23 protein-coding genes are annotated in these 21925 nt (G+C 63.9%); 16 read left to right on the top strand and 7 right to left on the bottom strand.

Going from position 1 to position 21925, the window contains the following annotated elements; all coding sequences use genetic code 11:
• Positions 1–15: 15 nt before the first annotated feature.
• The 6 genes from ugpB (at position 16) to gshB (ending at position 5944) form a co-directional block, all read left to right on the top strand.
• On the top strand, positions 16–1344 hold the full coding sequence (gene ugpB, locus GGQ67_RS23385; RefSeq protein WP_183902506.1) for a sn-glycerol-3-phosphate ABC transporter substrate-binding protein UgpB: 1329 nt from the start codon (positions 16–18) through the stop codon (positions 1342–1344).
• A 66-nt stretch (positions 1345–1410) separates the two neighbouring features.
• Positions 1411–2295 carry a sn-glycerol-3-phosphate ABC transporter permease UgpA gene (ugpA, locus tag GGQ67_RS23380; protein ID WP_183902505.1) on the top strand — a complete coding sequence of 295 codons (885 nt, stop codon included), beginning with the start codon at positions 1411–1413 and terminating at the stop codon, positions 2293–2295.
• Between the two features lie 14 nt (positions 2296–2309).
• Positions 2310–3158, top strand: coding sequence for a sn-glycerol-3-phosphate ABC transporter permease UgpE (gene ugpE / locus GGQ67_RS23375; RefSeq protein WP_183902504.1), 849 nt, complete (start codon positions 2310–2312; stop codon positions 3156–3158).
• A 2-nt stretch (positions 3159–3160) separates the two neighbouring features.
• On the top strand, positions 3161–4264 hold the full coding sequence (locus GGQ67_RS23370) for a sn-glycerol-3-phosphate import ATP-binding protein UgpC (RefSeq protein WP_183902503.1): 1104 nt from the start codon (positions 3161–3163) through the stop codon (positions 4262–4264).
• 147 nt (positions 4265–4411) lie between these two features.
• Positions 4412–4900 carry a cupin domain-containing protein gene (locus GGQ67_RS23365; protein WP_183902516.1) on the top strand — a complete coding sequence of 163 codons (489 nt, stop codon included), beginning with the start codon at positions 4412–4414 and terminating at the stop codon, positions 4898–4900.
• 96 nt (positions 4901–4996) lie between these two features.
• Complete coding sequence (gshB, locus tag GGQ67_RS23360; RefSeq protein WP_183902502.1) at positions 4997–5944, top strand: glutathione synthase; 948 nt, start codon at positions 4997–4999, stop codon at positions 5942–5944.
• Between the two features lie 222 nt (positions 5945–6166).
• Here gshB and GGQ67_RS23355 read toward each other — a convergent pair whose 3' ends face one another.
• Positions 6167–6727, bottom strand: coding sequence for a methylated-DNA--[protein]-cysteine S-methyltransferase (locus GGQ67_RS23355; protein ID WP_183902501.1), 561 nt, complete (start codon positions 6725–6727; stop codon positions 6167–6169).
• 111 nt (positions 6728–6838) lie between these two features.
• Positions 6839–8068 carry a glycosyltransferase gene (locus tag GGQ67_RS23350; protein ID WP_183902500.1) on the bottom strand — a complete coding sequence of 410 codons (1230 nt, stop codon included), beginning with the start codon at positions 8066–8068 and terminating at the stop codon, positions 6839–6841.
• Between the two features lie 376 nt (positions 8069–8444).
• Here GGQ67_RS23350 and GGQ67_RS23345 point away from each other — a divergent pair, with 376 nt between their 5' ends.
• The 4 genes from GGQ67_RS23345 (at position 8445) to GGQ67_RS23330 (ending at position 11714) form a co-directional block, all read left to right on the top strand.
• Positions 8445–9524 (top strand): M14 family zinc carboxypeptidase, encoded by a 1080-nt coding sequence (locus GGQ67_RS23345; protein WP_343056551.1) that lies wholly within the window; start codon positions 8445–8447, stop codon positions 9522–9524.
• Between the two features lie 29 nt (positions 9525–9553).
• On the top strand, positions 9554–9904 hold the full coding sequence (locus tag GGQ67_RS23340) for an ArsC family reductase (protein ID WP_183902498.1): 351 nt from the start codon (positions 9554–9556) through the stop codon (positions 9902–9904).
• A gap of 4 nt (positions 9905–9908) precedes the next feature.
• On the top strand, positions 9909–10382 hold the full coding sequence (ybaK, locus tag GGQ67_RS23335; protein ID WP_183902497.1) for a Cys-tRNA(Pro) deacylase: 474 nt from the start codon (positions 9909–9911) through the stop codon (positions 10380–10382).
• Between the two features lie 78 nt (positions 10383–10460).
• Positions 10461–11714, top strand: a complete 1254-nt coding sequence (locus GGQ67_RS23330; protein WP_183902496.1) for an aminopeptidase — start codon at positions 10461–10463, stop codon at positions 11712–11714.
• Here the strand turns inward: GGQ67_RS23330 and GGQ67_RS23325 are convergent.
• A complete protein-coding gene (locus GGQ67_RS23325; RefSeq protein ID WP_183902495.1) occupies positions 11689–12618 on the bottom strand; it encodes an EamA family transporter in 930 nt (309 codons plus the stop codon). The genes GGQ67_RS23330 and GGQ67_RS23325 overlap by 26 nt on opposite strands.
• A gap of 97 nt (positions 12619–12715) precedes the next feature.
• Here GGQ67_RS23325 and GGQ67_RS23320 point away from each other — a divergent pair, with 97 nt between their 5' ends.
• Positions 12716–13198 (top strand): MarR family winged helix-turn-helix transcriptional regulator, encoded by a 483-nt coding sequence (locus GGQ67_RS23320; RefSeq protein ID WP_183902494.1) that lies wholly within the window; start codon positions 12716–12718, stop codon positions 13196–13198.
• A 22-nt stretch (positions 13199–13220) separates the two neighbouring features.
• Here GGQ67_RS23320 and GGQ67_RS23315 read toward each other — a convergent pair whose 3' ends face one another.
• Both GGQ67_RS23315 and xseA read right to left on the bottom strand, forming a co-directional pair.
• Positions 13221–13574, bottom strand: coding sequence for a hypothetical protein (locus GGQ67_RS23315; protein WP_183902493.1), 354 nt, complete (start codon positions 13572–13574; stop codon positions 13221–13223).
• A 150-nt stretch (positions 13575–13724) separates the two neighbouring features.
• Positions 13725–15359, bottom strand: coding sequence for an exodeoxyribonuclease VII large subunit (gene xseA, locus GGQ67_RS23310; protein WP_183902492.1), 1635 nt, complete (start codon positions 15357–15359; stop codon positions 13725–13727).
• Between the two features lie 218 nt (positions 15360–15577).
• Here xseA and GGQ67_RS23305 point away from each other — a divergent pair, with 218 nt between their 5' ends.
• Together GGQ67_RS23305 and GGQ67_RS23300 are read left to right on the top strand one after the other, a co-directional pair.
• Positions 15578–15841, top strand: a complete 264-nt coding sequence (locus GGQ67_RS23305) for a spike base protein, RCAP_Rcc01079 family (protein ID WP_183902491.1) — start codon at positions 15578–15580, stop codon at positions 15839–15841.
• Positions 15842–15932: 91 nt separating this feature from the next.
• Entirely contained in the window at positions 15933–16169 is a 237-nt protein-coding gene (locus tag GGQ67_RS23300; RefSeq protein ID WP_183902490.1) for a hypothetical protein, read from the top strand.
• Between the two features lie 44 nt (positions 16170–16213).
• Here the strand turns inward: GGQ67_RS23300 and GGQ67_RS23295 are convergent, their stop codons facing one another.
• Positions 16214–18058, bottom strand: coding sequence for a hypothetical protein (locus GGQ67_RS23295; RefSeq protein WP_183902489.1), 1845 nt, complete (start codon positions 18056–18058; stop codon positions 16214–16216).
• Positions 18059–18236: 178 nt separating this feature from the next.
• Here GGQ67_RS23295 and GGQ67_RS23290 point away from each other — a divergent pair, with 178 nt between their 5' ends.
• Positions 18237–19250, top strand: a complete 1014-nt coding sequence (locus GGQ67_RS23290) for a glycosyltransferase (protein WP_183902488.1) — start codon at positions 18237–18239, stop codon at positions 19248–19250.
• Positions 19247–19624 carry a GtrA family protein gene (locus GGQ67_RS23285; protein ID WP_183902487.1) on the top strand — a complete coding sequence of 126 codons (378 nt, stop codon included), beginning with the start codon at positions 19247–19249 and terminating at the stop codon, positions 19622–19624. Before GGQ67_RS23290 ends, GGQ67_RS23285 begins: the two co-directional genes overlap by 4 nt.
• Here GGQ67_RS23285 and GGQ67_RS23280 read toward each other — a convergent pair whose 3' ends face one another.
• Complete coding sequence (locus GGQ67_RS23280; RefSeq protein ID WP_183902515.1) at positions 19625–20611, bottom strand: Gfo/Idh/MocA family protein; 987 nt, start codon at positions 20609–20611, stop codon at positions 19625–19627.
• A gap of 194 nt (positions 20612–20805) precedes the next feature.
• Between GGQ67_RS23280 and GGQ67_RS23275 the strand changes: the two genes are divergently transcribed.
• Positions 20806–21756: an aldo/keto reductase gene (locus GGQ67_RS23275; protein WP_183902486.1), complete on the top strand. Its 951-nt coding sequence runs from the start codon at positions 20806–20808 to the stop codon at positions 21754–21756.
• Positions 21757–21925 lie beyond the last annotated feature (169 nt).

Below are 21925 nucleotides of genomic sequence, written 5' to 3'. Positions count from 1 at the left end.
TGGAGAGGGTTATTCATGTTTAAGACTATTTCATTGGCCGCTGCCGCGGTTGCTTTGTCCGCTTCCGCGTCCTTCGCTGCAACCGAGGTCACCTGGTGGCACGCCATGGGTGGCGAACTCGGCAAGAAGCTCGAGGAAGTTGCCCAGAAGTTCAACGACAGCCAGAGCGAATACAAGATCGTTCCCGTTTACAAGGGCACCTATCCCGAGACGCTGACGGCCGCGATCGCCGCCTTCCGCGCCGGCCAGCAGCCCGCCATCGTTCAGGTCTTCGAAGTCGGCACCGGCACGATGATGGCCGCCAAGGGCGCCGTCTACCCGGTCTACCAGCTGATGAAGGACGAGGGCGAGCCCTGGGATCCGTCGAAGTTCCTGGCGCCCGTCGTCGGCTACTACTCCGATCCGCAGGGTAACATCCTGTCGATGCCGTTCAACTCGTCGACGCCGATCCTCTACTACAACAAGGACGTCTTCAAGAAGGCCGGCCTCGATCCCGAAGTCGCTCCGAAGACCTGGGCCGAGCTTGCCGAGATGAGCAAGAAGATCGTCTCCTCCGGCGCTGCCAAGTGCGGCTTCACCATGTCCTACGGCGCGACCTGGGTTGGCCTCGAAAACTACTCCGCCATCCAGAACCTGCCCTACGGCACCCAGCAGAACGGCTTCGGCGGCATGAACGCCGAGTTCACGTTCAACGGCCCGAGCCAGGCCAAGTTCTGGGACAATCTCAAGAAGTGGCAGGATGAAGGCGTCTACAAGTACGGCGGCCCGAGCGCCGGCGCCGACGCCGCTCCGCTCTTCTACTCGCAGCAGTGCGCGGCCTACATGAACTCGTCCGCTTCGCGCGCCGGCGTCATCAACAACGCCAAGGACTTCAAGGTCGGCTTCGCGCCGATGCCTTACGACGACACGGTCACCAAGGACCCGAAGAACTCGATCATCGGTGGCGCCACCCTGTGGGTCCTGAACGGTCAGAAGGACAAGGCTGTCTACAAGGGCGCCGCCAAGTTCTTCACCTACCTCTCGCAGCCCGAGGTTCAGGCCGAGTGGCATCAGTTCACCGGCTACCTGCCGATCACCAATGCTGCTTATGAGCTTGGTCAGAAGCAGGGCTACTACGAAAAGAACGCCGGTTCGGACATCGCCATCAAGCAGATCATGCGTGGCACGCCTTCCGAAAACTCCAAGGGCGTTCGCTTCGGCAACCTGACGCAGATCCGCGACGTTCTCGACCAGCAGCTCGAAGCCGTTCTCAACGGCAAGAAGACCGGTCAGGAAGCGCTCGACGAAGGCGTGAAGCAGGGCAACGCCAAGCTGCGCGAATTCGAAGCCGCGAACTCCAACTAAGGGTCGCTCCCTCCGTTCGCCCTCTCCGGCCCGTCCGGGGAGGGTATTTTCCTTGAGGGGTCACGCATGCAAACCAAACGCACCGTCTTCCAAAGCCGTCTTCTGCCCTATCTCCTGATCGCGCCGCAGCTTCTCATCACGATCGTCTTCTTCGTGTGGCCGGCGGTTCAGGCCGTATGGCAGTCCTTCCTGCGCCAGGACCCTTTCGGTCTCAAGGACACCTTCGTGGGCATGGCGAACTACAGGCGTTTGCTTGGCGATCCCGATTACCTCAATTCCCTTGCCGTCACCTTCACCTTCTCGATCGGCGTCACCGTGCTGTCGATGGGGCTGTCGCTCCTCTTCGCGGTTTGCGTCAACCGGGTGATCCGTTCGCAGCGCTTCTACACGACGCTTCTGGTCTGGCCCTATGCCGTGGCGCCGGCCGCGTCCGGCCTGCTCTGGTGGTTCATGTTCAACCCCAGCGTCGGCATCATTCCCTATGTGCTCGGCTATTTCGGCTACAGCTGGAACCACCGCCTCAATCCGAACAACGCGATGGTGCTGATCATCATCGCCGCCGCGTGGAAGCAGATCTCCTACAACTTCCTGTTCTTCGTCGCCGGCCTGCAATCGGTGCCGCACTCGCTGACGGAAGCGGCCGCCATCGATGGCGCCGGCCCGATCAAGCGCTTCTGGACGATCGTCTTCCCGCTCCTGTCGCCGACCACCTTCTTCCTGGCGGTGATCAACATCACCTATGCGATGTTCGACACCTTCCCGATCATCGACGCGGCCACCGGCGGCGGTCCGTCGCAATCGACCAACATCCTGGTCTACAAGGTCTACGCCGACGGTTTCGTCGGTCTCAACCTCGGTCCGTCGGCCGCGCAGTCCGTGGTGCTCATGCTGATCGTCGTCCTTCTGACCGTCGTCCAGTTCCGCTGGATCGAACGCAAAGTGCAGTATTGAAGCGAGAGCCAGCCATGGTCGAGAACCGTCCCTTCCTCAATTTCCTCACTCACCTCGTGCTGATCCTCGGGATCGCCATGGTGGTCTTTCCCGTCTATCTCGCCTTCATCGCCTCGACGCGCGGTCCCTCGGACTTCCTGACCGGCGTGGTGCCGCTGACGCCGGGCACCCAGATGATCCAGAACTATGGCGTGCTGCTCGGCGCCGGCGCATCGAATGCCGGCGCGCCGCCCTTCCTGCTGATGCTCGGCAACAGCCTGGTCATGGCGATCCTGGTGGCGATCGGCAAGATCGCCATCTCGATCATCTCGGCCTTCGCCATCGTCTATTTCCGCTTTCCCTTCCGCGTCGTCGCCTTCTGGATCATCTTCATGACGCTGATGCTGCCGATCGAGGTGCGAATCCTGCCGACCTACAAGGTCGTCGCCGATCTCGGCCTGCTGAATTCCTATTCCGGCCTCGTCATTCCCGTCATCGCGTCCGCCACCGCCACCTTCTTGTTCCGCCAGTTCTTCCTGACCGTGCCGGAAGAAATGATGGAGGCGGCGCGCGTCGATGGCGCCGGGGCGCTGAAGTTCTTCTGGGATATCCTTCTGCCGCTGTCGCGCACCAATATCGCGGCGCTGTTCATCATCATGTTCATCTATGGCTGGAACCAGTATCTCTGGCCGATGCTGATCACCACCGAGCCCCGCTATTACACCGTCGTCATGGGCATCAAGCGCCTGGCCGCGGTGCTGGAGGGCGACACCCAATGGAACCTCGTGATGGCGGGCGTCATCCTCGCGGCCCTGCCGCCGGTTCTGGTCATCATTTTCATGCAGCGCCTTTTCGTCAAAGGCCTCGTTGAGACGGAGAAGTAACAATGGCCTCCATCGACGTCGATAATGTCGGCAAGATCTACCACGGCGGCGTTCGCGCCGTTTCCGATATCCAGCTGAACATCGCCGACGGCGAGTTCATCGTGCTCGTCGGCCCGTCTGGCTGCGGCAAGTCGACCCTGCTGCGCATGATCGCCGGCCTGGAAACCATTTCCGAGGGCGAGGTAAAGATCGGCCCGCGCGTCGTCAACAACGTCGAGCCGGCCGATCGCGACATCGCCATGGTCTTCCAGAACTACGCTCTGTATCCGCATATGAGCGTGCGCCAGAACCTCGAATACGGCCTGAAGAACCGCGGCACGCCGCGGGCCGAGATCGACGCCCGCGTGGCGGAAGCCGCCCGCATGCTGGAGATCAACCAGTATCTCGAGCGCAAGCCGAAGGCGCTCTCCGGCGGCCAGCGCCAGCGCGTCGCCATGGGCCGCGCCATCGTCCGCAAGCCGGCCGTCTTCCTCTTCGACGAGCCGCTGTCCAACCTCGATGCCAAGCTGCGCGTCTCCATGCGCGGCGAGATCAAGCGCCTGCAGCGCCGCCTCGGCACCACCTCCATCTACGTCACCCACGATCAGCTGGAAGCGATGACGCTTGCCGACCGTCTCGTGGTGCTGAACGGCGGCAAGGTCGAGCAGGTCGGCTCGCCGCTCGATGTCTACCACCGCCCGGCCTCCACCTTCGTCGCCTCGTTCATCGGCTCTCCGGCCATGAACCTCTTGAAGGGCGAGCTGCACGGCGACAAACTGGCGCTCGGGCCCAGCCTGATCGATCTTGCCGGCTCCGCTCCGACCTCGGGCGCGGTTACCGTCGGCATCCGCGCCGAGGATCTGTGCCTTGCCGGTCCCGATCAGCACGCCATGTCCGTCACCGTGGATTATGTCGAGGAACTCGGCGCGCAAAGACTGGTCCACGGCCTGCTCGGCGATCAGCCGATCACCGCCGTGCTGGCGCCCGATATCGCCATTCCAACCGAGCTGCGCCTGACCATCGCGCCCCAGAAGCTGCACTTCTTCGCGGCCGACACCGGCAAGCGCATCGCCGTTGCCGGCGCCGATGGCGTATCCGCGCCGACGGCGGTCGCCCAGCCCGTCTGACGCCGTCTCGGGCTTCGGCAAATGAAGGCATATCGCGGCATTCGGTACAACTTTATCGAATGTCTGAACGGCTCTGTCAGGACTCTTTGCTATCCCCATGCTAGGGGATAGTGCACTCAGGGGGTTCCGGTGGCATCTTTGCATCTTATGTTCGCGAGCGCGATGGCTTTGGCCGCCCGCTCCATGCCCGATATCGCGGTATTTTCGCGCGGCAAATCCTTCGTCGCGCATTCGAGCGATCTCATCGACATGAAATCGACGCCGATCAATCCGGACTGGATCGTCGCGGGCGACCCGCGGGCGCGCACCGGCGAGCACTCGCGCGGTCACGACGATGCGGCGCTGACGGCCATCTGGGACTGCACGGCGGGTGAGTTCCGCTGGTTTTTCGGCTGGGACGAAACGGTGATGATCCTCGAGGGCGAGGTCCACATCACCGCCGACGACGGCACCGAGCGCATCCTGCGCGCCGGCGATGTCGCCTTCTTCGCCGGCGGCACCTGGGCCAGCTGGCGGGTCGATAACTACGTCCGCAAGGTCGCCTTCCTGCGCAAGCCCTTCCCGAAACCGGTGGCCTTCGCCTACCGCCTGCGCAAGCTGTTGCGTGGCAATGCACAGCAGGGCATCGCCGCCTGAGGGACTTGTCGTCCGGCGCTACAAAAGCCGTCCGTTGACCGTTGCGTTCGCGATCTCGGCGGCCTACATCTGTCCGGCAATCGCTAAGGGACGGAAATGGCCAAGATCAAGAACGTAGCGGTCCAGATGGACCATGTCGCCTCCATCAACATCGCGGGCGACTCCACCTTTGCCATGAGCCTCGAGGCGCAGACCCGCGGCTACAAGCTTTTCCACTACACGCCCGACCGCCTGAGCTTCCTCGACGGCAAGCTCTATGCCTCGGTCGAGCCGATGACGCTGCGCGACATCAAGGGCGACCATTTCGAGCTCGGCGCGCCCGAGCGCGTCGATCTGTCGACCATGGACGTGATCCTGCTCCGCCAGGACCCGCCCTTCGACATGTCCTACATCACCTCGACCCACCTGCTCGAGCGCATCCATCCGAAGACGCTCGTCGTCAACGACCCGGCCTGGGTGCGCAATTCGCCGGAGAAGATCTTCGTCACCGAGTTCGCCGACCTGATGCCGAGGACGCTCATCACCAAGGACGCCGCCGAGATCCGCCGCTTCCGCGACGAGATGGGCGACATCATCCTGAAGCCGCTCTACGGCAATGGCGGCGCCGGCGTCTTCCATTCGACCAAGGACGACCGCAATCTCTCCTCGCTGCTCGAAATGTTCGGCCAGCTCTTCCGCGAGCCCTTCATCGCCCAGCAATATCTTCCCGACGTGCGCAAGGGCGACAAGCGCATCCTGCTCGTCGACGGCGAGCCTGTCGGTGCCATCAACCGCGTTCCGGCCGAGCACGACAGCCGCTCCAACATGCATGTCGGCGGCCGCGCCGAGGCGACCGAACTCACCGCGCGCGAAAAGGAAATCTGCGCCCGCATCGGCCCGGCGCTGCGCGAACGCGGCTTCCTCTTCGTCGGCATCGACGTCATCGGCGACTACATGACCGAGATCAACGTCACCTCGCCGACAGGCATCCGCGAAGTCAAGAAATTCGGCGGCGCCGACATCGCCAGCCTGTTGTGGGATGCGATCGAGCGCAAGCACGCGTAAGGCGGACGACGGTCTCGGAAGGGTGGCACCCGTGAGGTGCCGCCGACCGCAAGCGCGGCCACAACGGCCGACCGCAAGCGAGGGCGCCACGTCCACGACCGTCATCAACCCTGCCGGCCGAGCTTATCCTTGAACCTTGCATTGATATGACTGTCCGAGTGTCCAGTCACGCCTCAACGCGTCCGGCATCGATGGCTGACGCGGGCAATCGACACCGCCCCCTCAAAACAACGATTGCTGCACCGGCTTCGGCGGCGCCAGCTTTACGCCTTCCAGCTCCAGCATGCGGGCCTTCGACACGGATCCGCCGGGCGCCGAGAAGCCGCCGATCTTGTTGCCGGCGGCGAGAACGCGGTGGCAGGGGATGATCAGCGCGACGGGGTTTTTCGCCATGGCCTGGCCGACGTCGCAGGCGGCTTCGGGGCCGTGGCCGAGCTCTTTGGCGAGCGCGCCATAGGTGGTGGTTTCGCCCCAGCGCAAGCGGCGGGCGGCGGCGTAGATGTCGCGGAAGAAATCGTCCTGGCCGGCGAGATCGAGCGCGAGGTCGGAGAAGTCGATCGGCTCGCCGGCGAAGTAGCGCTTCACGGCGGCGATGGCCAGCGCGATGTCAGGCGACGGGGATGCCGGCTCGGCATCGGGAACGCGGCGCAGCAGCAGGCGTTCGGTTCCTTCAGCGCTCGATGTCGGCAGCTGGAAGCGGGTGATGCCGACGGTGTTCCAGGCGATGCCGCAGAAGCCGCCCGCGGTTTCGAAGATGGCGTAATGCTGTGCCTGCTGAGCCATGGGGCTCGCCTCCCGATATCGAAGCTTGTCGGCCATAGGATCGGCCTCATCCGAAAATCGTGCCTGCCGGCCAGGAATTCAACCCGTTTCTTGCGCGCCGCGAATTTGCGGTCAGCCGCGCGCCTGCCGGGGCTCGGCGTCTTCCTGCGCCGGCTTTGCCAGATCCGGGCGCAGCCTGGCGAAGACGGCGTCGAAGCCGGCGGCGATCTTTTGCGGCTCGTAGCGGCGTGCGGCCTCGAGCGCGGCGCGCGACAGCGCCGGAATGGTCTCGGGTTTTGCCGCCATGGATGCGATCTCGGCGGCCAGCGCCTTGTCGTCGCCGGGGTCGAAGAGGTAGCCGTCCTTGCCCGGATCGATCGATTCAGGAATGCCGCCGGAGCGGGCGCCGATGACGGGAACGCCTTGCGCGAAGGCCTCGATCACCACCCGGCCGAAGGGCTCGCGGAAGAGCGAGGGGACCACCAGCACGTCGATCTGGGGGAAGAAATCCTCGGGCTTGGTCCAGCCGAGGAACTTCGTATTCTCGCACGGAAACTTCTGCGGCAGCGATTTCGAATAATCGCTCTTGGCGCTGCCGGCGATGACGAAGCGGACGTTCTGGTCGTTGACCAGTCGGTGGGCGGCGCGGGCCAGCGTATCGAGGCCCTTGACCGGATCATGCACGCCGATGAAGCCGAAGCGCATCGGCCCCTCGGGCGCCTTGCGCGGCTCGCCGCGGGTGATCGGCGGAACGGCGCCGGGCACGCGGTGGGTGCTGGCGTTGGGGAAATAATCATGCTCGGTGTGGCGGCCGATGATGAAATCGGTCTCGCCGATCACGGCATCGACATAGCGCGAGAAGAATTTCTTGCCATAGGAAGAGACCTGGCAGGAGGAACAGGCGCGCACGCAATTGTCGTCGCCGCGCCGCATGCTGGCCTTCCAGCACAGAAGAAAGGCGCTGCGCAGGATATGGCAGACCGGCACGCCTGAACGCTTGGCCGCCGCCCAGGTGGCGACGTTGATGTTTTCGATGCTGTCGGTCAGCACGATATCCGGCTTGAAGCGGCGGATTTCGCGGCGCATGACGAGGTAGGCGCGCGGATTGAAATTCTCCAGCGCGTGCCAGATCAGCTTCTTCCAGCCCGGCCGCGGAAGCCGGTAATTCCAGTCGATGTTCAGCGTCTTCAGGCGGCGCACGGGCACGCCGTCATAGATCTCGCGCCGGTCCTCGCCAGAGACGTTGACGACTTCGAGGTCGTGACCGGCCGCGATCAGGAGCTTGGCGACCATCATCGCCGAAATCGGGCCACCGCCATCGATAAAGGGCGGAAAGGCCGCGCAGGCCATCAGGATACGCATGAACAGACTCCCGGCAGCGATATCGCGCGTTCTTCTTCTGCTCTCAATTTCCCCGATTCACCTACAACCATCGCCGCGTTGCCTGGATAGACAGAGGCGGGGCGGATGCTCCGGTGGTTGGTCGTGCACGAACAGAACACGCAATCGTCCTTCGATTTCGCAAACCGCAGGATGCACCGGCAATCGTCAAGATTTGGCAAAGACAACCTGCTTTTCGCGATCCTGCCGGACATTGAAGCCGCTGCTTCGCCGACATTCCCGATGTTGGGCGGATAACCGGTCGAAGCATCCAGGGAGCATGCCCACGTCGGCCATCACGCGAGCACGGCTGACGGCTTGCCTCATGCGTGGGAACGCGCTTAAAGCTGCTGCAGCAATGACAGCAGCAGCGGAGACGAAAATGGATAGGTCCGAGATCATCATTTCAGGCGATACGGCGGGAATGGAGTGGCGGCTGCCGGTGCTGCGCTTCAAGGGTAGCGACCCGAAGGCGCCGAAGATCCATATCCAGGCGGCGCTGCATGCCAACGAGTTGCCGGGCACGGCGCTGGTGCATTTCCTTTGCGAAAAGCTGCGCGCGGTGGAAAGCGCCGGCGAAATCCGAAGCGACATCACCATCATCCCGCATGCCAACCCGATCGGCGCCGCGCAATCGCATTTCGGCGAGCTGCAGGGCCGGTTCGATCTCGGCACGCGCACCAATTTCAACCGCGAGTTCCCGCTGATCTCGGTGAAGGATCGCGATGGGCTGGTGGCCGAGCTCGACCGCTACAACGCCGTCGACCGGCTGAAGCGGCAGCTGATGCACATGGCGCTCGAAGCGGACCTGGTGATCGACCTGCATTGCGACGATGAATCGCTGCAATATGCCTATATCGACGAGGCCTTCTGGCCGGAAGCCGCCGATCTTGCCTCGGCACTCGACATGGAAGCGGTGCTCCTGTCGGATGGCGAAAGCTCCGCCTTCGAGGAGGCGATCGGCTATGCCTGGAAGCACGAGACTTCGGAGAAGAAGACGCGACTGCCCGGCAAGCTCTCGGTCACCGTCGAGCTTCGCGGCATGCGCGACGTCTATCCTGACATGGCCAAGAAAGATGCCGAGGGGCTGTTCAACTTCCTCGCCGCGCGCGGCGCCATCGCCCATCCGGTTACGCTTGCGCCCTTTACCGGCCCTGCCGTGCCGCTCGACAATATCGAGATGATCCGCGCGCCTGAGGCCGGCACCGTGCTCTTCCACCGCAACATCGGCGAGGAGATCAAGGAAGGCGAGCTGCTCGCGACCATCCTCACCCGGCCGGGCATGGCCGATGGCGCGATCGAAGTGCGCGCGCCGCAGGCGGGTCTGATCGTCACCCGCACCTCGTCGCGTCTGGTGCGCCGCCGCGCCGACCTGATGAAGATTGCCTGCGGGGCGGCCAGCAAGGTCGTGCGCAAGCCGGGCGCGCTTGAGAATTGAACGCCTTAGAACTGATTGGGAAGAACCGAATGACCGTCACCATCTATGGCATCAAGAACTGCGACACGATGAAGAAGGCCCGCACCTGGCTGGAAGAGCACGACGTCGCCCATGATTTCCACGACTACAAGGCGTCGGGCATCGACCGGGCGCATCTGGAGAAGTGGACACAGGAAGCGGGCTGGGAGACGGTGCTCAACCGCGCCGGCACGACCTTCCGCAAGCTGCCTGACGACGCCCGCGAGAATCTCGATCGCGAGAAGGCGATCGCGCTGATGCTGGAGCAGCCGTCGATGATCAAGAGACCGGTTGTCGAAGCCGACGGCAAGCTTCTCATCGGCTTCAAGCCTGATGTCTATGGCGGGTTCTTCAAGGGCTGACCAAATGTCGAAGACGACGCGGGCGACGCAGGTTCTGGAGAAGGCGAAGATTGCCTTCACCGTCCACACCTACGAGTACGATCCGAACGCCGAGCGCATCGGTCTGCAGGCGGCCGAAGCGATCGGCGAGGAGCCACACCGCGTGTTGAAGACGCTGATGGCCGAGGTGGACGGCAAAGCAGTCTGCGTCGTCGTCCCCTCCGACCGCGAGGTCAGCATGAAAAAGCTCGCCGCCGCCTTCAAGGGCAAGTCGGCGAACATGATGAAGCCGGCGGATGCCGAGCGGCTGACCGGCTATCATGTCGGCGGCATCAGCCCGTTTGGCCAGAAGAAGCTCGTACCGACGGCAATCGAGGAAGCGGCGATGAGCGAAGCGCTCGTCTACATCAATGGCGGGCAGCGCGGCTTGCAGGTGCGGCTGGCACCGAAGGATGCGCTCGACGTGCTGAAGGCGACGGCGGCGGCGCTCGTCGCCTGATTGTCTTCCAGCTTCAATTTCGCCGCAAAGGCGTCTAAGTCTGATGCCCTGTCCGTTCGTTTCAGAAGGTGATCGATCATGAACTACATGCCGCAGGGCGATAACGCCGTGGACCCCATCAAGCTCGACAAGCTCGCCGAAGTCGCCGTCAAGGTCGGGCTGCAGCTGCAGAGCGGCCAGGATCTCGTGATCACCGCGCCTGTCGTGGCGCTGCCGCTGGTGCGGCAGATCACCAAGCATGCCTATATCGCCGGTGCCGGCCTGGTCAGCGCCTTTTATGCCGACGAGGAATCGACGCTGGCGCGCTATCAATATGCCAATGACGCGAGCTTCGACCGGGCGTCTGGCTGGCTCTACGAGGGCATGGCGAAGGCCTATGCGAACGGGGCGGCGCGGCTCGCGGTCGCCGGTGACAATCCGATGATGCTCTCCGAGCAGGACCCCGCCAAGGTCGGCCGCGCCAACCGGGCGATGTCGACGGCCTACAAGCCGGCGCTTGAGAAAATCTCCAACTTCGACATCAACTGGAACATCGTCTCCTATCCGAACCCGGCCTGGGCAAAGCTGGTGTTCCCCAATGATCCCGAGCCGATCGCGGTCGCCAGGCTCGCCAAGGCGATTTTCGCCGCCTCGCGCGTCGATGTCGAGGACCCCATCGCTGCCTGGGCGGAGCATAACGCCAACCTCAGGAAGCGTTCGAGCTGGCTGAACGGCGAGCGTTTCGCCGCCCTGCATTTCACCGGCCCGGGCACGGACCTGACGGTCGGGCTTGCCGATGGCCACGAGTGGCACGGCGGCGCCTCGACCGCCAAGAACGGCATTACCTGCAACCCGAACATCCCGACCGAAGAAGTGTTCACGACGCCGCATGCGCTGCGCGTCGAGGGTTACGTGTCGAGCACCAAGCCTTTGTCGCACCAGGGCACGCTGATCGATAATATCCGCGTCAAGTTCGAGGGCGGCCGGATCGTCGAGGCGAAGGCGTCGCGCGGCGAAGAGGTGCTGAACAAGGTGCTCGATACGGACGAAGGCGCGCGCCGGCTCGGCGAAGTGGCGCTGGTGCCGCATTCCTCGCCGATTTCCGCCAGCGGCATCCTGTTCTACAACACGCTGTTCGATGAAAACGCGTCGTGCCACATCGCGCTCGGTCAGTGCTATTCCAAGTGCTTCCTCGATGGCGCCAAGCTCAGCCAGGACCAGATCAAGGCGCAGGGCGGCAATTCCAGCCTGATCCACATCGACTGGATGATTGGCTCCGGCAAGGTCGATATCGACGGCATCAGGGCCGACGGATCGAAGGTTCCCGTCATGCGGCAGGGCGAGTGGGCGTAACGGCCGGCTCCGCAACCGGCTCGACGCTGACCCTGTCCAATCTGGCGGGCATCGAGACCCGCTGACTGAACCAGACGCTCGCCAGCACCATTGCGAAACCGCAAAGCTGGGCGGGCGTCAGCACCTGGCCAAGCGTCAGCCAGCCGAGAAGCGTGGCGACGACGGGGCTGAGGAAGCCCAGCGAGGACGCGGCGGAAGGCTCGATGCGGGCGAGACCGCGAAACCACAGCATGTAGGTGAAGGCGGCGCCGATCAGGCCGAGCCACAGGAAGGCGAGCAGGTTTTCAAGCGTCGGCGGCGGCAGTGCCGGCTCGGCGATCAGCGCCACCGGCACCAGCAGCAGCCCACCCGCCGTCAGTTGCCAGGCGGTGAAGGTGAGGCTGGAGACAGCAGGCGTCCAGCGGCGCGTGAGCACCGTGCCGAAGGCCATGGAGACGGCGCCGGCAAGGCCGGCGATCACGCCTGTCGGATCAAGCGCCGCGCCCGGCGTTAGCACCAGCAGCCCCACACCCGCCATGCCGACAAGGCCGGCCAACACCGCCAGCGCCTTGATCGGCCGGCCGAGCACGAAGCGCGAGAGCACGATCACGATCAGCGGCTGGATGGCGCCGACCGTCGCGGCGACGCCGCCGGGCAGTCGGTAGGCCGAAACGAAGAGCATCGTCCAGAAGAACGAGAAGTTCAGCGCGCCGAGCACGAGAGCGCGAAACCACCAGATACCCTCGGGCAGCCTGCGAACCACGATGAGCAGCAAAAGCCCCGCCGGCAGTGCCCGCAGCATGGCTGTCGTCAGCGGGTAGCCCTGCGGAAGATAGGACGTCGTGACGACATAGGTGCTGCCCCATATGGCGGGCGCGAGCGCGGTTGCCAGCACGTCGGCGGCGTAGGTCGTATTTTTCTTCACATCAAGTATCTCTATATCAAGATAAATCAATCTTATGCCGATTTATCTTGACGTCAAGACACATCGCGATAGAGCTCATTCAACAAGGAGTGAACAGATGGACCGCGTCGACAGGATACTGCAGCAATGGGCCCGCGAGCGGCCGGAGCTCGACACCCGGTCGATGGGACTGCTCGGACGCATGAAGCGGCTGGCGACGCATCTCGGGCGCGAGGTTGAACAGGTGCTGCAGAGCCACGGCCTGTCGTCATCGTCCTTCGACGTGCTGGCGACGCTGCGCCGCTCCGGCGCGCCTTACCGGATGTCGCCGGGCGACCTGCTCGAGATGACGATGGTGAGTTCCGGCACGATGACCAACCGCATCGACCAGCTGGAGAAGTCCGGGCTGGTGGAGCGCGTGATCAATCCGCATGACCGGCGCAGTGTCCTGATCGCGCTGACCGACAAGGGGCTCGGCATCATCGACGAGGCGGTTTTCGCGCATGTCGCCAACCAAAAGCGGCTGACCGAAACGCTCGATGACGACGAGAAGGCGGCGCTCGACGCGCTGCTTCGGAAGTTTCTGGCGGCGTTCGAATAGAGCGACGCCGCCTGCCGTGAATTTACCTGTAGTAGATGACGTGGGCGCCGTTCAGCGCCCGCTGCACCTGGATGACATTCTTCAGCGCGATGCCGCGATCGGCGATCGCCTGCATCAGGCGCTTGTCGGCGCTGACGGTTGCCTGCGCCTCGCGAATGCCTGATGGCATGGGGTGGCGTAGCGACAGCGGCAGCGGCTGGTCGCGCTGCGAGGCCGACGTGATGCGGATGGCCGTGACGCCGTCATTGTAGGCCTTGCCGAAGACGAACTCCGACACCTTCGACTGGCCGGCCATCACGGGCGCGGCGGGCAAGAAAGCGGAAAGCGCGCCGGCAACGGCGCCGACCATAAGCAGAGCGGGCAAAATTCTTTTCAACGCATTGTCTCCACGTCGCATCATCAAAGCGGCGCAAAACGCCGCCCTTTCAATCCACATAGGCGTCCTGCACGATTTTTTAAACGCCCGGATGCGCGTGCCGCACCACTATTTGGTGATCGCCCGATGCCACGCGTCACGCCGATGGCGTCAGAACAGGCTGCCCTGTTTCGGCGGCGCGGTCGGGTCGGCTGTCTTGGAGGCGGCCGGCCTGGGCTCGGTTGCTTTCGGCTCCGCCGATCTGGCGCCGCGCTTTCGGGCGCCGGCCGGCGGTTCGCCGCCCTCGGTGGTGATCGCGCCGATGCGGCCATCGGAAAACTCGATCGAGATGCCCGATCCCGCCGGCAACATCGCCGCCTCGGAGACCGGGCGGTTGTCCTCGTCGCGAATGACGGCATAGCCGCGTTTCAGCACGTTCTTGTAGGAGAGCGATTGCAGCATGCGCTCCTGCGCGGAGAGCTCGCCGCGCGCCCGCACCAGCTGGTGGCGCACCGCCGTGTCGGCGCTGCGCGACAGGTTGGCGAGGCGGTCGCGCATGCGCGATGTCTGGCTCTTCAGCCGTGATGGCAGCGAGGCGAGCGCTGCGTCGGCGCGGCCGATGCGCGATTTCGAGCGATCGATCAGCCGCTCGACGGTGCGCTCGGCCCGCGTCATGCGCTCGTTAAGCATCTGGCGGCGCTCGGCGATCCGGTTCGACAGCATGTCGGGGCGCAGATGCGCCGCCGTGCGCTCGAAGCTGCGGCGCTTGTTCAGTGTATTGAGTTCGAGCCCGCGACCGAGGCCGGATGCTGCCTCGTCAAAGCGGCGGCGCGGCAGCGCCAGAAGCTGGTCGAGCGAGGGCAGCGCCCGCACCAGCGCCCGCACCTGCTGCCGGCGCTGGTCCATCTGCCGCAGCGTGCTGCCCTGCAGCCTGGCCGAAAGACCCGAGAGCTGCGCCTGAAGCTCCGCCTTGACCGGTACGGCCATTTCGGCTGCCCCCGTCGGTGTCGGGGCGCGAACGTCGGCGGCGTAGTCGATCAGCGTCCAGTCGGTTTCGTGGCCGACGGCGGAGATCAGCGGTATCCGGCTTTCGGCGGCTGCGCGCACCACGATCTCGTCGTTGAAGCTCCACAGATCCTCCAGGCTGCCGCCACCACGCGCGACGATCAGGACATCAGGACGCGGTGTCGGTCCATGCGGCTCGAAGGCGTTGAAGCCGCGAATGGCGTTCGCCACCTCCTCGCCCGAGCCCTCGCCCTGCACCTTCACCGGCCATACGACGACATGCACGGGAAAGCGATCGGAGATGCGGTGGAGGATATCGCGGATGACGGCGCCGGTGGGCGAGGTCACGACGCCGATCACCCGGGGCATGAAGGGCAGCGGCCGCTTGCGGGCGGGATCGAACAGACCCTCGGCGCCGAGCTTGCGCTTGCGCTCCTCGATCAACGCCATCAGCGCGCCGGCGCCGGCCGGCTCCAGCGTCTCGATGACGATCTGGTACTTGGAGGAGCCCGGAAAGGTGGTGATCTTGCCGGTCGCGATCACTTCCATCCCCTCTTCGGGGCGAACCTTCAGCCGCGAAAAGCTCGTCTTCCAGACCACCGCGTCGATGCGGGCGCGGTCGTCCTTCAGCGAGAAATAGGCGTGTCCCGACGAATGCGGACCGCGATAGCCGGAGATCTCGCCACGGACGCGCACCTGGTCGAAGGCCGTCTCGACGGTCCGCTTGATCGAACCCGACAGTTCCGACACCGAATATTCGGTGAGATTGCTCGGCGAATCATTGTCGAAGAAGCTGCTCATGGCGCAGTTCTAGCCGAAGAACCGCGCGAGCGCAGCCCCGTGCGCGGGGAGGGTTTTCTTATCCTCGGCAATGTCCATCGCTCCGCCCGGCGAAAACAATCATTCCGGTTCAATGGCTTGATGAGAGAACAGGGCCACACCACGCGTCGAAGCGGCTTTCGATTTTCCCCGTTTTGCCTGAGGGCGCCATGATTGCTCGAGCAACCAAGGAGCTTCCCATGTCCGATCGCTTTGCCTCCCACACCCCCTCGCTGACCGGCCCGGCCAGCACGGGCTTCGCCATCACGCCCGACGACACGCTGGCGCTGCCGGAAACGACGCGCGCGCTTTATGTCGGCTTCGGCGGCAGCGTTGCGGTGGAGATGGCATCCGGCGCGGTTCTGACGTTCCAGGGCGTGGCCGACGGCGCGCTTTTGCCGTTGCGGGTGGCGCGGGTGCGCGCATCCGGCACCACGGCCAGCGGTGTCATCGGACTTGTGTGACCGCAAAATATTCGGAACCGCGAATATTGCCGAAGCGTTAATTGTTCGTCAAAAGCAGCGGACGTATAGTGAGGTGATTCGGGAGACGCTGATGATTGCTCTGATCGCAACGGCACTTGGCATCGCGACAGCTCCGATGCCCAATATCTTTTCCATGGTTCTCGTGGGCTTGCTCATCTGCGCAAGCTATATCTGCGCCGCGCTTCTCGGGCCGACCGACATCATCGATCTCGCGGTCGCCATCGTCTTCTACAATATCAGCCTGCTCGCCTGCCTCCTCGGCCTGCACCTGATCGGGCGTGCCCGCAAGAGAGCGCGCCTCGTCTAAAGCCTTTCCTGGTCAGATTGAAGCATTCTGCCATCTTCCGCCCGTCATCGCGATCCGCTCGGCACATAGGTGAAGAACTGCACCGGCGAGCCCTCTGGCCTTGGCAGAGCCAGCAGGTAGGGCGGGACGTTGCCTTTTTCCAGCTGGGCGTAGAGGCCATCCGGCTTCATCCTGGCGATCTCGCGGGTCTGTAGGTAATCACGGCAGAAGGCGAGGGTGGTGACACCGGCGCCGCGGATGAAGGCTTCCGCCTCCGTCGGCGTCGCCAGCCCGATATGCAGCTCCGTCAGCATGCCGCCCTGATTGCGATGATAGGGGGCCGACAGGATACGGTTGCGGGTGAAGCGCAGGATCCACACGCCCATATCCGATGGCGCGGCGACGAGGCCGGGCGGCAGGTAGGCCAGCGGCGCGATCGCCTCGGCCGAGTTGCAGCTGGGCTTCTCCTTCGCCGCGGCCAGTTCGGCCTGGCTGTTGTCGACCCGGCTGCTGATAAAGCCGCCGACCAGACCCCAGACGGATGCGACGCTGAGGAGCACGGTCAGGATATAGCCCAGCGCGGCGGCGCTGTTTTGCCTGTTGGCATTGGAGACGCGGCGCATGTCGATGATCAGCATCGCGAGAGGGAAGATGGCGAGCTGATTGGAGAAGGTCGAGCCGCGGATCTGAACGACCGCGATGGCCCAGCTGAGGCCGAGCAGGCACAGCAGGATGAGATGGATGCGCACGCGATCGGCATGGAAGAGCCGGAAGATGCAGACGGCGATGCCGAACAGGCCGGTCGCATAGAAGAAGCCGATCGTATAGGGGGCCTGGCGCATGGAGGCGATGAAGGACTGCGCCTCCTGGATATTGTTGAGCCAGAGATCGATCAGCATCGGGTCGAGATCGGACAACGGGTTGCGCAGGCACTGCGGCGCGATGACCAGCGCCGATGCCGCCACGGTCGCGCCGACGCCGCCAAGCACGACGAAACGCATCACGCGGCCCATGCCGCTCGCCAACGCGGCGGCGAACAGCAATAGGCCGCCGCCGATCGCCGCCAGGCTGTAATAGCCGAGCGAAAGGTTGTCGCAGGTCACGGTCGAATAGAGCCTCGGCGGCACCGTGCCGAAGAACATCAGGCTGATCGACAGCGCCAATGTCAGGCCGAAGGCCTTGGCGGCCGAGGCGAAGGGCTTGCCGTCCCAGGCCCATGCAAGCGAGACGATGAGGCAGACGCCGGCGACGAAGGGCGTGGTCTCGGCCCCGATCGCAATCGCCAGCGCCGCCGAAAATCCTGCGATCGCGTAGCTGACAGGCCGGTGCCTTTCGTCGAGAAGCATGGCCGTCATGATCGCCACGAGGGCGAACTGGACGTTGTGATGATCGATCGAGCCCGGCAGGAAGCGATTGCTGGCGACCAGCAGAAAGGCGGTGAGAGCCAGCGCGATATGCATGCCGAACACGCCACCGACACGCCGGCCGGCAAGGCCCATGCCCCATAGGCTGGGAACGAGAATCGAGAGCGGCCAGACGAACAGCGCCGCGGCCTCGGCGCGCTGCGCCGGCAGGACATATCCGAAGAGCTTGATCAGCGTGGCGATCGGCAGGTCTATCAGCCGCGACCAGTGCATCAGCGTGCCGTTGCCGAGACCCATGCGGTACTGCATGAGGTCGAACCAGCTTTGCCCGTTCAGGAAATCGCGAACCTGGACCAGCCGCATGGCGTCGTCGTTGTCGGCGCCGACATAGTCCTTGGCGTTGGGAAGATGGATCGCCAGGATGGCGATCACCAGCAGCGCGCCATAGACGAAAACGCAGGGCCAGAGGCGCGTCGCCTGCCGTTGCAGCCTTTCGCGCAGGGATATGGATGTCGGTTCGCCAGTCATCGGGGCAACGGTCGCCATGAAGCATATCTCGTCATTGCATGCGGCGAGACTTTACGGCCAGCCTATCAAGAAAGCGTAAAATCAAGGAACTTGAGGTTTCGCGGCCGGCGCTTGAGCAACGCCACCCGCTCGTCATAGGCACTTGTTAACGGCCCTGCTTTAGACTTGCCGCAAATTCCTCCTGACGGGTGTGATCATGACTGGATCGCGTATCGACAATCTGAGCGTCGCCGTGCTGCTTCCCTGCTACAACGAGGCGGCGACGATCGGGGCTGTCGTGCGCGGCTTCAAGGCGGCGCTGCCGGATGCGGCTGTTCATGTCTACGACAACAACTCCACCGACGGCACGGCGCTGCACGCGATGCTGGCGGGCGCCCATGTCGTCCGCGAGCGGCGCCAGGGCAAGGGCCATGTGGTGCGCCGCATGTTCGCCGATATCGACGCCGACATCTACATCATGGCCGATGGCGACGGCACCTATTCGCCCGAGGACGCCGAGGAGCTGATCCGCACGCTGCTGTCGGAACGCGCCGACATGGTTGTCGGCACGCGCCGCGGCGTGCACGACGACGCCGGCCGCCACGGCCACGCCTTCGGCAACCGCATCTTCAACATCCTGTACCGCACCATCTTCGGGCCCGACTTCACCGATATCTTCTCCGGCTACCGGGTGTTCTCGCGGCGTTTCGTGAAAAGCTTCCCGGCGGTCTCCGCCGGCTTCGAGATCGAGACCGAGATGTCCGTTCACGCCTCGCGGCTGAAGCTGCCGGTGAGCGAGCTGGAGCTCGACTATGGCCGCCGGCCCGAGGGCTCGCACTCCAAGCTATCGACCTTCAAGGACGGCGCCAAGATCCTCTGGATGTTCGCCATGCTGATGAAGGAAACACGTCCCTTCGCCTTCTTCGGCATCCTGAGCGCCCTGTTCATGGCGGCGAGCCTCGGCTTCATGACGCCGGTTCTGGCCGAGTATTTCCAGACCGGCCTCGTCAACCGCATGCCCACCTGGGTTCTGTCGATGGCGCTGATGATGATCTCGTTCATGATGTTTACCGCCGGCGTGATCCTTGATTCGGTCGCCCGCTCGCGCGCAGAGCAGATGCGCGTGCAGTATATGAGCCTCGATGCATCCCACCTCCTGGGCAACGGCTTTGCCTCCGAGCTCGAAGAGATCGACATTCGCAGGCAGCCCTCTCAGGCAGGTGCCGCGTGAAGAAACTGCTGCGCTTCGGCATCGCCGGCGGGATGGGCTTCATCGTCGACGCCGGTGTGCTCATGCTTCTGTTGCACACAACGCCGATCGGACCCTTCATCGGCCGTCTAATCGCCATCGCGCTTGCCATGGCGACGACCTTTGTCTTCAATCGGACCTTCACATTCGAGCGCTCCGGAGATTCGCTGGCTGCCGAAGGGTTTCGCTACGGCTCGGTCGGGATCACGGCCGCACTGGTCAACTACGGGCTCTACTCAGCGCTGCTTCTTTCCATGCCCGACCTGCAGCCGCTGGCGGCGATGGTGTTCGCCACCGCCGCGGCAACTGTCTTCAGCTTTTTCGGCTATTCGCGCTTCGTCTTCCGCGAGAAGTAATCACACCGTCTCCCAGCCATCCTTCTCGCTGGCGCGATAGATGGCGTCGATGAATTTCTGGCTGAGCCTGGAGCTCTCCAGCGACACGACCTCCTGCTCCTCGCCCTTCGCGGCGCGCGCGAAGGCTTCGGCCTCGCGCTTGTACTGGCGGCTGTCGGGGAAGCGGAAGGTGGTGGATTCGTTGTGGCTGCGGTTGCTGAGCTCGATCTCTTCGGCGCCCCAGCGATCGGCGTTGAAGGGAGACTTGACCTCGATGAAGCCTTCCGTGCCGTGGAACACCATGACCTGGCGGTTGGCCATCTGCGTGGAGATGTAGAAGCTGAGCTCGAAGCCGCCGAAATCCGCCTTGACGCTGGAATAGATGTCGGTGCCGAAATCCGGATCGCGGCGGGTGACGGCCTGCACGCGGCGCGGCTCCTCGCCGGTGACGAAGCGGGTGGTGATGGTCGGATAGACGCCGATATCGGGCAGCGCGCCGCCGCCGAGTTCAGGAATGTTGCGCATGTTGCCGGGGTCGCGGTTGAAATAGGTGAACGCGCCCTGCACATGCACAAGCTTGCCGATGGCGCCGTCGCGGATCAGCTGGCGCACCTTCAGCCAGACCGGCGCGTAGGTGACCATATAGGCCTCCGTCACCAGCACCTTGTTGCGGTCGCGCGCCGCGATCACGCTGTCGATCTCGTCTGATTTCAGCGCGATCGGCTTTTCGCAGAGCACATGCTTGCCGGCATCCGCCGCCTTGATCGTCCACTCGACATGCTGGGCCGTCGGCAGCGGGATATAGACGGCGTCGATCAGATCGGAGGCCAGCATCTCCTCGTAGGAGCCGAAGGCATGCGGCACCGAGAAGCGATCGGCCATCTCCCTCGCTCTCGCCAGATCACGGCTGGCAATTGCCGTGACGACGCAGTTTTCCGCATCCTGGATGGCCGGAACCACAAGCTCGCGGCCGATCTTGGCGGTCGACATGATACCGAAGCGCAGCATGGTCATTTCCTCTCCCTCATTGAATTTTGAGGCGAGCTTAGAGACGCCCGGTCCGCGGTGCAATGCCCCGATCACAATTCACGGCGCTGGTCACGGCGCTGGTTTTCATCGGTCCCATCGCGCACTAGGTTAGATGACAGCGGCGTCCTGCCGCGGTCCGAATTTCAATGGATTGAAGATCTCAGGAGCATCTGATGGAATTGCGTCGCCTTGGAAAAACCGGCCTTTCGGTCGCGCCGATCGTGTTCGGCGGCAATGTGTTCGGCTGGACGGCTGACGAGAAGACCTCGTTTGATATTCTCGACGCCTTCTTCGACGCCGGCTTCAACACCATCGATACCGCCGACGTCTATTCGGCCTGGGTGCCCGGCAACAAGGGCGGCGATAGCGAGGAGATCATCGGCAAGTGGCTGAAGCAGAACAAGGTCGCTCGCGACAAGGCCGTGATCATCACCAAGGTCGGCTCCGAGATGGGCCCGGGCAAGAAGGGCCTGAAGGAGCAGTATATCCTGCAAGCGGCCGAGGCCTCGCTGCGGCGGCTGCGGACCGACTATATCGACCTCTACCTCTCGCACTGGCCGGACGCCGAGACACCCTATGAGGAAACGCTCGGCGCCTTTGCCAAGCTGAAGCAGCAGGGCAAGATCCGCGCAATCGGCTGCTCCAACCTCGACGCCACGCAGCTGCAATCCTCCTTCGACACCGCCGGGAAGGCCGGCCTGCCGCGCTATGACGTGATCCAGCCTGAGTACAACCTCTACGACCGCGCCCCCTTCGAGGGACCGCTCGCCGATCTCTGCGTGAAAGAGGATATCGGCGTCATCACCTATTTCAGCCTGGCGGCCGGCTTCCTGTCGGGCAAATACCGCAGCAAGGCCGACACAGAAGGCAAGGCGCGCGGCGGCAAGGCGGCCGGCTATCTCGACGACAAGGGCCTGAAGATCCTCGCCGCGCTCGACACGGTCGCCGCCGAGACCGGTGCCAAGCCGGCCGAGATCGCGCTCGCCTGGCTCCTGCGCAAGAAGGGCGTCACCGCCCCGATCGCCAGCGCCACCAGCCTGTCGCAACTCGACAGCCTGACGAAATCGGCGACGCTTTCGCTGAACAACGAGGCGATGGCGCTGCTGGACAAGGCGGGCGGCTGAGAGGCAGGCAGGCGACAGTCAGACGCCCGCCTCATGCAACTTGTCCAGTGACTTAAGTCGGACAGCAGTGGCCCGTCCCACTATTGTCCGGTTTAACTCCCGGTCAATTGCAGCGAGAATTGTCTTGGGTCCGTTGTGGGGCTTTCGTGCGGTCTTTTCAGAGTGTCGA

It is taken from the genome of Rhizobium metallidurans (assembly GCF_014196505.1).
Taxonomy (GTDB): domain Bacteria; phylum Pseudomonadota; class Alphaproteobacteria; order Rhizobiales; family Rhizobiaceae; genus Rhizobium; species Rhizobium metallidurans.
Note: the sequence above shows the minus strand (reverse complement) of the source record. Positions and strands in the feature narration are given on the sequence as shown.